General features: G+C 63.3%; 7 protein-coding genes and 1 tRNA gene. 7 read left to right on the top strand and 1 reads right to left on the bottom strand.

The window, feature by feature from the left end; all coding sequences use genetic code 11:
* The first annotated feature begins 401 nt into the window (after positions 1–401).
* Positions 402–899, top strand: a complete 498-nt coding sequence (locus ACIBG5_RS39175; protein WP_396396969.1) for a hypothetical protein — start codon at positions 402–404, stop codon at positions 897–899.
* A gap of 456 nt (positions 900–1,355) precedes the next feature.
* Positions 1,356–1,721: a VOC family protein gene (locus ACIBG5_RS39170; protein WP_396396968.1), complete on the top strand. Its 366-nt coding sequence runs from the start codon at positions 1,356–1,358 to the stop codon at positions 1,719–1,721.
* 103 nt (positions 1,722–1,824) lie between these two features.
* Here the strand turns inward: ACIBG5_RS39170 and ACIBG5_RS39165 are convergent.
* Positions 1,825–1,896 (bottom strand) — tRNA-Gln (locus ACIBG5_RS39165).
* Between the two features lie 123 nt (positions 1,897–2,019).
* Between ACIBG5_RS39165 and ACIBG5_RS39160 the strand changes: the two genes are divergently transcribed.
* From ACIBG5_RS39160 to ACIBG5_RS39140, 5 genes are all read left to right on the top strand, one after another.
* Positions 2,020–3,027 carry an acyl-CoA desaturase gene (locus tag ACIBG5_RS39160; RefSeq protein ID WP_396396966.1) on the top strand — a complete coding sequence of 336 codons (1,008 nt, stop codon included), beginning with the start codon at positions 2,020–2,022 and terminating at the stop codon, positions 3,025–3,027.
* Between the two features lie 65 nt (positions 3,028–3,092).
* Positions 3,093–3,734, top strand: a complete 642-nt coding sequence (locus tag ACIBG5_RS39155; protein WP_131362973.1) for a TetR/AcrR family transcriptional regulator — start codon at positions 3,093–3,095, stop codon at positions 3,732–3,734.
* A gap of 74 nt (positions 3,735–3,808) precedes the next feature.
* A complete protein-coding gene (locus tag ACIBG5_RS39150; protein WP_360442127.1) occupies positions 3,809–4,993 on the top strand; it encodes a sensor histidine kinase in 1,185 nt (394 codons plus the stop codon).
* Positions 4,990–5,658 carry a response regulator transcription factor gene (locus tag ACIBG5_RS39145; protein ID WP_360442130.1) on the top strand — a complete coding sequence of 223 codons (669 nt, stop codon included), beginning with the start codon at positions 4,990–4,992 and terminating at the stop codon, positions 5,656–5,658. Before ACIBG5_RS39150 ends, ACIBG5_RS39145 begins: the two co-directional genes overlap by 4 nt.
* A gap of 137 nt (positions 5,659–5,795) precedes the next feature.
* Positions 5,796–7,268, top strand: a complete 1,473-nt coding sequence (locus ACIBG5_RS39140; protein WP_396396964.1) for a P-loop ATPase, Sll1717 family — start codon at positions 5,796–5,798, stop codon at positions 7,266–7,268.
* Positions 7,269–7,302: the final 34 nt, after the last annotated feature.

Here is a 7,302-nt window from a genome sequence, read left to right as displayed (position 1 = left end):
ACAACAACCGCGCCAAACCCTTCACCTGGACCAAGACCGCCGACACCATCCTCACCAAGATCAGCCGTAAACCAACTTCAAACACGCGACACTAGCGAAAGGGCTCTGTTCTGCCTTCGAGGAGGAACCCAGGTTTGTGGGTCCGTTGATGACCGACTATCGGCATCTCGCTCGCACCCTCGCAGTCGTCTTCGCACAGGCGAGCGACAGGTCCAAGGGCAAATGATCAGTCAGCCATCGACTGTGCGCGGACAGCGGCAGAAGCGGACGTTGCATTTCGATGACGGCAGGCCCGCGGCGAAATGATGTGTGCAAGGTTTTGGCGCGTGCTGTCTCTTCACTCCCGGGGGCGGGCCCGCTGGCGAGCCATGGCCGCAGCCGGCTTCTTGGCGTCCGCGGCCATGACGACCCTGGCCGGGTGCGAGACCGTTGCGGGCGCCGGGTCGACAGGCATCAGTGTCGATGCGCGGACTCGGCCGGTGATCGTGTTCGCTCTGTGCAACGACCATATCGATGGGGCGACGATCTACCGTGATCGCACCAAGGCCGACCCACCGGGGGACGACACCTCAGTCTCAGTCGCTAGCTGGGACGCGGTTTCGCCAGTGACGCCAACGACTGCGATGGATGCCATGTTGAACACCGTCGAGCCGTCCCGGTCGTGGTCTCGAGTGGGTCTTTCTGAGGCATTGAGGCCTGGTGTCGTCTACACCGCCTACGGGTGGACGCGCGACAACACGTGGTTCACGGGTCATGTTGAGTTCACGCTGGAACGTCTCTCCAAACTGAAGCCCGGTCAGGTGCTTACCCAGACCTACGTCCCTGCCAAAGACCAACACGTGGACACCGTGCAGTCCTACGAGCAGTTCAGAGCGGAGGCGTGCAAGGGAATGCGTTGAGGGCTTTCGCAACACCGAGTGGGCAACAGCCACGGCCGGACGCCGTTGATCGATGCGCAACGTCCTCAATTCGGCAGATCCGTGCGTTGCTCCGTCACGTGGACGGCGGACTTCTAGCCTGCCTTCGCCGCTGCGGTTGATGGGGGCCACTTCGGCGGTCACCGCAGAGTCTGACAGGGGCCCTGCGTTAGTTGCTTGTCGGCAAGTCCGTTAGCAAACGGCCCCTGCATGAGAGAGCCCCCAGGTCTGAAACGCTCTGACCTGGGGTCTCGTCGCTCCCCCGCCGGGTTTCGATCCTGGTCTTCGAGGTTCAACGTTGCTGATAGTCCGTCCAGGGTGGTCTGTGCTGGGGCTGTCTGTCCTGGTTCGTAAGCCTGAATCCAGGCGGTCTGATCCATACTCGTGGACATCGATCCACAGTTGCTGTTAGCAAGAACGACCCTGAAGGAGCAGAGCATGTCGGGTTCGACGGGCGGGGCTCTTGTCCATATCAACCCGATCCTGAACGTCTCCGACCTGCGGGCCAGCATCAAGTTCTACACAGAGGTCCTCGACTTCGAACTCCTTGGGACCTTCGGAGATCCAGCCGACTTCGGCATCATCCGCTGGGACGAGCACGAGATCTATCTGTGCGTGAACGGCCAGGGACAGCCCGGCACGTGGCTCGCGCTGTTCATCAGCAAACCCGCCGCGCTGTACGACCGACTCGTCACCAACGAAGCCGAGATCCTGATGCCCTATGCAGGCGACGATGGTGAATTCCGCGTCGCCGACCCGGACGGACATGTGCTCCGGGTGTTCTCAGGTTCCCCGGAGGAGTAGCCAGTCTGAACGTGAACGCACTGTCTCTCTCGACTCGGAGACTCTGGCAGTACTTCGTGAGCAAAACCCCGGCTCAGAGCGTCCCGAGCCGGGGTTTGCGCTGCTCCCCCGCCAGGTTTCGATCCTGGTCTTCGAGATTCAAAGTCTCGCGGGCTGCCGATTACCCCACGGGGGATCGTGGTCGCCGGGACAGTTTGCCATGGAGTGGGGTGGACGACACGCTGAGGGGTTCCTTACCTACGGGTCCGTAGGTTACGGTAGCGTAGGTAAGCAGTCCTCCATCCGAGGGATCGAACACATGACTCCACCCGCCGTTGCCGCACCGGAGGCGCCCACCCGCGCCCAGCAGGCCGACGATTTCGACGTCGACACCGGAACGCTCGGGGGTGAGCAGAAGCGCCCATGGGAACAGGTTGCGCTGGCGTTGTTCATCGGTATCCCGTTCCTGGCCGTGCTGGCCGCCGTACCGATCGCGTGGGGCGGATTCCTGGGCTGGCGCGACGTGGTCCTGGCGGTGGTTTTCTACACGCTCGCCGGGCACGGAATCTCGATCGGTTTCCACCGGCTGTTCACGCACAAGTCGTTCAAGCCGAACCGCCCGATGAAGTACGCGCTCGCCATCGCCGGCTCGCTGGCGATCGAGGGCCCGGTGGTCCGCTGGGTGGCCGATCACCGCAAGCACCACAAGTTCTCCGACCGTGACGGCGACCCGCACAGCCCGTGGAAGTACGGCAACACCGTGCGCGCACTCACCAAGGGCTTCATGCACGCCCACGTCGGCTGGCTGTTCGACACCGAGCAGACCCCGCAGCGGCAGTACGCGCCGGATCTGCTGAGGGACAAGGACATCGTCCACGTGTCCCGGATGTTCCCGATGCTCGTCGCCGTCTCGCTGCTCGCGCCGGCCGTCATCGGCGGCCTGTGGTCCTGGTCGATCGAGGGCGCGCTGACCGCGTTCTTCTGGGCCAGCCTGGTCCGGATCGCGCTGCTGCACCACGTCACCTGGTCGATCAACTCGATCTGCCACACGATCGGCGACCGGCCGTTCAAGAGCCGGGACAAGTCCGGCAACGTGTGGTGGCTGGCGATCCTGAGCCAGGGCGAGTCGTGGCACAACCTGCACCACTCGGACCCGACCTGCGCGCGGCACGGAGTGCTCAAGGGACAGCTCGACACGTCCGCCCGGTGCATCTGGTTCTTCGAGAAGATGGGCTGGGTCAGCGACGTCCGCTGGCCGGTGCGCGAACGCCTGGAGGCCCGCCGTGTCGACGCCGATGCCAAGACCCCGCTGAAAGCGGCTGCCTGAGGCGCCACCGGTAAATCTCCCGCTGGCAACACCGAAGTACGGCATGATGCTGACGTGATCTTGACGTGACGGAACCCAAACCGCGGCGGTCCGGCCGGATCCGGATGACGAGTGCCGAGCGTCGCGAGCAACTCATCACCATCGCCCGCGGCCTGTTCGCCCAGAAGGGGTACGAGGCGACGTCGGTGGAGGAGATCGCGGCCCGCGCCGAGGTCTCCAAGCCCGTCGTCTACGAACACTTCGGCGGCAAGGAAGGCCTGTACGCCGTGGTCGTGGACCGCGAGGTACGGGCGCTTCTCGACGGTGTCACCCAGTCGCTGACAGCCGGCCGCGCGCACGAACTGGTCGAGCAGGCGGCGCTCGCGCTGCTGGACTACATCGAGAACAACTCCGACGGCTTCCGGATCCTGGTCCGTGACTCGCCGGTCGGGTCGTCCACGGGCTCGTTCATCTCGATCCTCAGCGACGTCGCCACCAGGGTCGAGCACATCCTGGCCGAGGAGTTCAAGCGCCGCGGCCTGGACCCGAAGAACGCCCCGATGTACGCCCAGATGCTGGTCGGCATGGTCGCGCTCACCGGCCAGTGGTGGCTGGACGCCCGCCGCCCGAAGAAGCCGGACGTCGCCGCCCACCTGGTCAACCTCGCCTGGAACGGCCTGTCCGGCCTCGAAGCCAAGCCGACCCTGTCGACCCGCCCGCACAAGTAACAACCGCTGGTCGTACGCCGATATCCGCCCGTGGCATGACCCCACGGCGGTGACCGCGCCGTACCCTGGCCCGCATGACGGGGATCCTGACCGCGCGGCCCGTGCCTGCCCGCAGCAAGGCGTTCGACCTGCTGCTGACCGGCGGCCTGTGCATGGTCTTCGGACTCCTGTCGATCGCGCAGTCCGGGTTCGAAGGCATCCTCGGCTTCGGCATGCTGGTGCCGCTGATCTGGCGCCGCACCCATCCCGAGCTCGTCTTCTTCGGCGTCTCCGCGGTCGCCTCGGTCCAGTGGCTGTTCGGCGCCCAGCTGATGCCGGCCAACGTCGGCCTGCTCGTCGCCCTCTACACGATCTCGGTGTACGGCGAGGTCCGCTACAGCCGGATCGCGCTCGGAATCGGCGGCCTCGGCGTCCTGATGGCGACGTCGCGGTACTGGACGAACTCCGACTGGCGCCAGCAGGTGACCATGATGGTTGCCCTCGGCGCGCTGGTCTTCGGCGTCTGGGCGTTCGGCGAACGGCGCCGTACCCGCGGCCTGTACGTCGCCCAGCTCGAGGAACGCGCCGAGCAGTTGGAACGCGACCGCGACCGTGAGGCCAAGCTGGCCGTGTCCAACGAGCGGACCCGGATCGCGCGCGAGATCCACGACGTGGTCGCGCACGGTCTGTCGATCATGATCGTCCAGGCCGACGGCGGACTGTACGCCGCGGACAAGTCACCGGAACAGGCGAAGAAGGCGCTGGCCACGATCGGTGACACCGGACGCGCGAGTCTGACCGAGATGCGCAAGATGCTCGGGCTGCTCAAGCAGGACGAGCAGCCCGAGCTCGACCCGAACCAGCCCCGCCCGCAACCGGGCGTCTCGTCCCTGCCCGAGCTGATCGACAACGTCCGCGACGCCGGACTCACCGTCGACTACCAGGTGACCGGCGAACCGCGCGACCTGGAGGCGTTGCTGGGCCTGACGGCGTACCGGATCGTGCAGGAGGGCCTGACCAACACGCTGAAACACGCCGGGCCGGGAGCGCGGACCTCCGTCCTGCTGGACTTCGGTCGCGAGATGCTGACCGTGGTGGTCACCGACGACGGCCGGGGTGCCGGGGTCGCGCCGAGCGCGGATCCGGGGCACGGCCTGGTCGGGATGCGGCAGCGCGCCTCGATCTCGGGCGGTACGGTGAGCGCCGGACCGAAGGCGGGTGGCGGTTACGAGGTGATCGCCAAACTCCCGTACCACCTTCCCACTGGAGGCGAGCAGTGAGCGATGACGTGATCAGGGTCTTCCTCGTGGACGACCAGGAGCTCGTCAGGGCCGGGTTCACCATGCTGGTGGACTCGCAGCCGGACATGCGGGTGGTCGGCCAGGCCGGCGACGGCGGAGAGGCGGTGGAGAAGATCCAGGTGACCGCTTGCGACGTCGTACTCATGGACGTCCGGATGCCCCGCCTGGACGGCGTGGAGGCCACCCAGCGGCTCCAGTCGTTGCCACAGGCACCGAAGGTGATCGTGCTGACCACGTTCGACCTGGACGAGTACGCGTTCGCCGCGATCAAGGCCGGCGCGGCCGGCTTCCTGCTCAAGAACACGCCGCCGGCCGACCTGCTGTCGGCGATCCGCCAGGTGTACTCCGGTGACGCGGTGGTCTCCCCCAGTACGACGAAGCGGCTGCTGGAGCATTTCGCCGGCGCACTGCCCGACACCGGGACCGAACGGCCGGATCTGGCCGAGCTGACTGCCCGGGAACGCGAGGTCCTGCTCGAGGTCGCCCGCGGCCTGTCGAACACCGAGATCGCCCAGTTGTTCACGTTGTCCGAGGCAACGGTCAAGACGCATATCGGCCGGATCCTGGCCAAGACCGGGCTGCGTGACCGGGTCGCCCTGGTGGTGCTGGGCTACGAAACGGGACTGGTCCGGCCGACCAAGTAATACCCAGGTAGCGACGAACAACTCGATCAAACGATCACATTAACACCTGGATTCGTTCTGACTAGCCTCCAACATACTATCCATATACTATCCAGAATGTTCAAACCGCGACATCCTCCGAGAGGAGAAGGCACAGCATGAAGAGGTCCAACTTCAAAGAGCTGTACTTCGGCCACGCTTCGGCGGAAACTGAAGTGGCTCGAGATTCAGACTTGTTTCTGCGGACCTACTACGATCGCTGGAACCTAAGTGCCTCGATTCAGAGACAAGAGTTCTTCCTAGTCATTGGCCCTAAAGGCTCGGGCAAGAGCGCAGTCAGTGAATACGTTCGCTTGAAGTTGGCAAGAAAATACGGCGAGCATGCAGTATTCAGTCGAACATTCAACCTGGACGAAGTCAGTCCAGGCATGAGTCCGCTCAGTACGATGCCCAACAAGGACGTTACTGCTCAAGGCGCTACTCTAAGCGACTCCGCTTGGCGACTTTTCCTGGCCCTTCAACTCCTAGACATGCTCAGCAACGACCCGAGTTGCTCATTGTCATCCGATCCCCAATCGATCAAGTTGATCGAAGATCTGCGACGGGCCGACTTGTTAGGGCGAGATTTTCCATCGATCTTCAAACGGGTCCGCGAGAACAAGACGACCATCAGCTTGAAAGGCTTCGTTACCCACGAGCGTTCAAGTCGAGAGTCGGATGAAACATCCGCGCTCCACCTTGGTGAGGCACTACTGAGGTTGATTTCGAGCGCGAGATCCGATAATCACTTCCTGCTCTCGATCGACGGCCTGGATCGCATTATCAACGACAATGACGCCTATTGGTTGACTCTGGCGGCATTGCTTCGCGTTGGCGACGAACTCTTCAGGCGCCTGCTGGCCGCCAGTATCGATATTCGCCTTCTCGTAATGTGCAGGAGTGACGTTTTTCGTCGGATCCGTTTCGCCGATGCTGACAAAATTGCCGCGGACTCCTCAATCTTCGTCGACTGGAGCGCCGAGCAGACGAAACCGGCCGACAGTCCATTATGGGACTACCTGGCCAGCAAGGCAGGGATCACCGCAGCTTCCCTGTTCGCATATTTCCCGGAGAATATCACAGTAGGTCAACGATCGGGTCGACCGCGATCGATACCGTCACCGGAGTACCTAATCCAGGCGACTCGTTCCACGCCTCGAGAAATCAGCAGCCTGATGCGCAGAATTCAAGGTGAGCTGCCACCCAACGGCTACCTCACGTCAGACCGAATCAGGAATGCAGTTGATATTTTCGCCACCCGCGACCTTCTGTCGATCGTGACCGCCGAAGCAACAGGCTTGCTTCATGATCAATTGCAGGACAATCTCGCCGACATACTGTCATCCCTGCCGTCCGCCTCAAAGCTAACTGAGGACTCTCTAGCAGAGGCGATCAAGTCGGCGGGTCTCGATGGGAGCCTTACGGCAGAGCTGGCTCAATTCATGTTCCTGGCTGGTCTTCTGGGCAACTACGATCCTCGGACTGGATATGTCCAGTTCTATCATCGACGCGATACGTACAAGTTCAAGCGCCAGGGCCCTTGGCAGCTGAATCGCGGCCTTATGTACGCCTTCAACGTCCCCTTCAGTTGACATCGCAAACCTACTTACTCCGCAACCAGCCGCG

The organism is Kribbella sp. NPDC050241 (assembly GCF_044459685.1).
Classification (GTDB): domain Bacteria; phylum Actinomycetota; class Actinomycetes; order Propionibacteriales; family Kribbellaceae; genus Kribbella.
The sequence above is the reverse complement of the archived record's forward strand: the minus strand, read 5'-3'. Positions and strand labels throughout refer to the sequence as shown.

Excerpts from the sequence above, each read along its gene's own strand:
- ACIBG5_RS39175 (WP_396396969.1), top strand. The coding sequence starts at position 402 with ATGACGACCCTGGCCGGGTGCGAGACCGTTGCGGGCGCCGGGTCGACA.
- ACIBG5_RS39170 (WP_396396968.1), top strand. The coding sequence starts at position 1,356 with ATGTCGGGTTCGACGGGCGGGGCTCTTGTCCATATCAACCCGATCCTG.
- ACIBG5_RS39160 (WP_396396966.1), top strand. The coding sequence starts at position 2,020 with ATGACTCCACCCGCCGTTGCCGCACCGGAGGCGCCCACCCGCGCCCAG.
- ACIBG5_RS39150 (WP_360442127.1), top strand. The coding sequence starts at position 3,809 with ATGACGGGGATCCTGACCGCGCGGCCCGTGCCTGCCCGCAGCAAGGCG.
- ACIBG5_RS39140 (WP_396396964.1), top strand. The coding sequence starts at position 5,796 with ATGAAGAGGTCCAACTTCAAAGAGCTGTACTTCGGCCACGCTTCGGCG.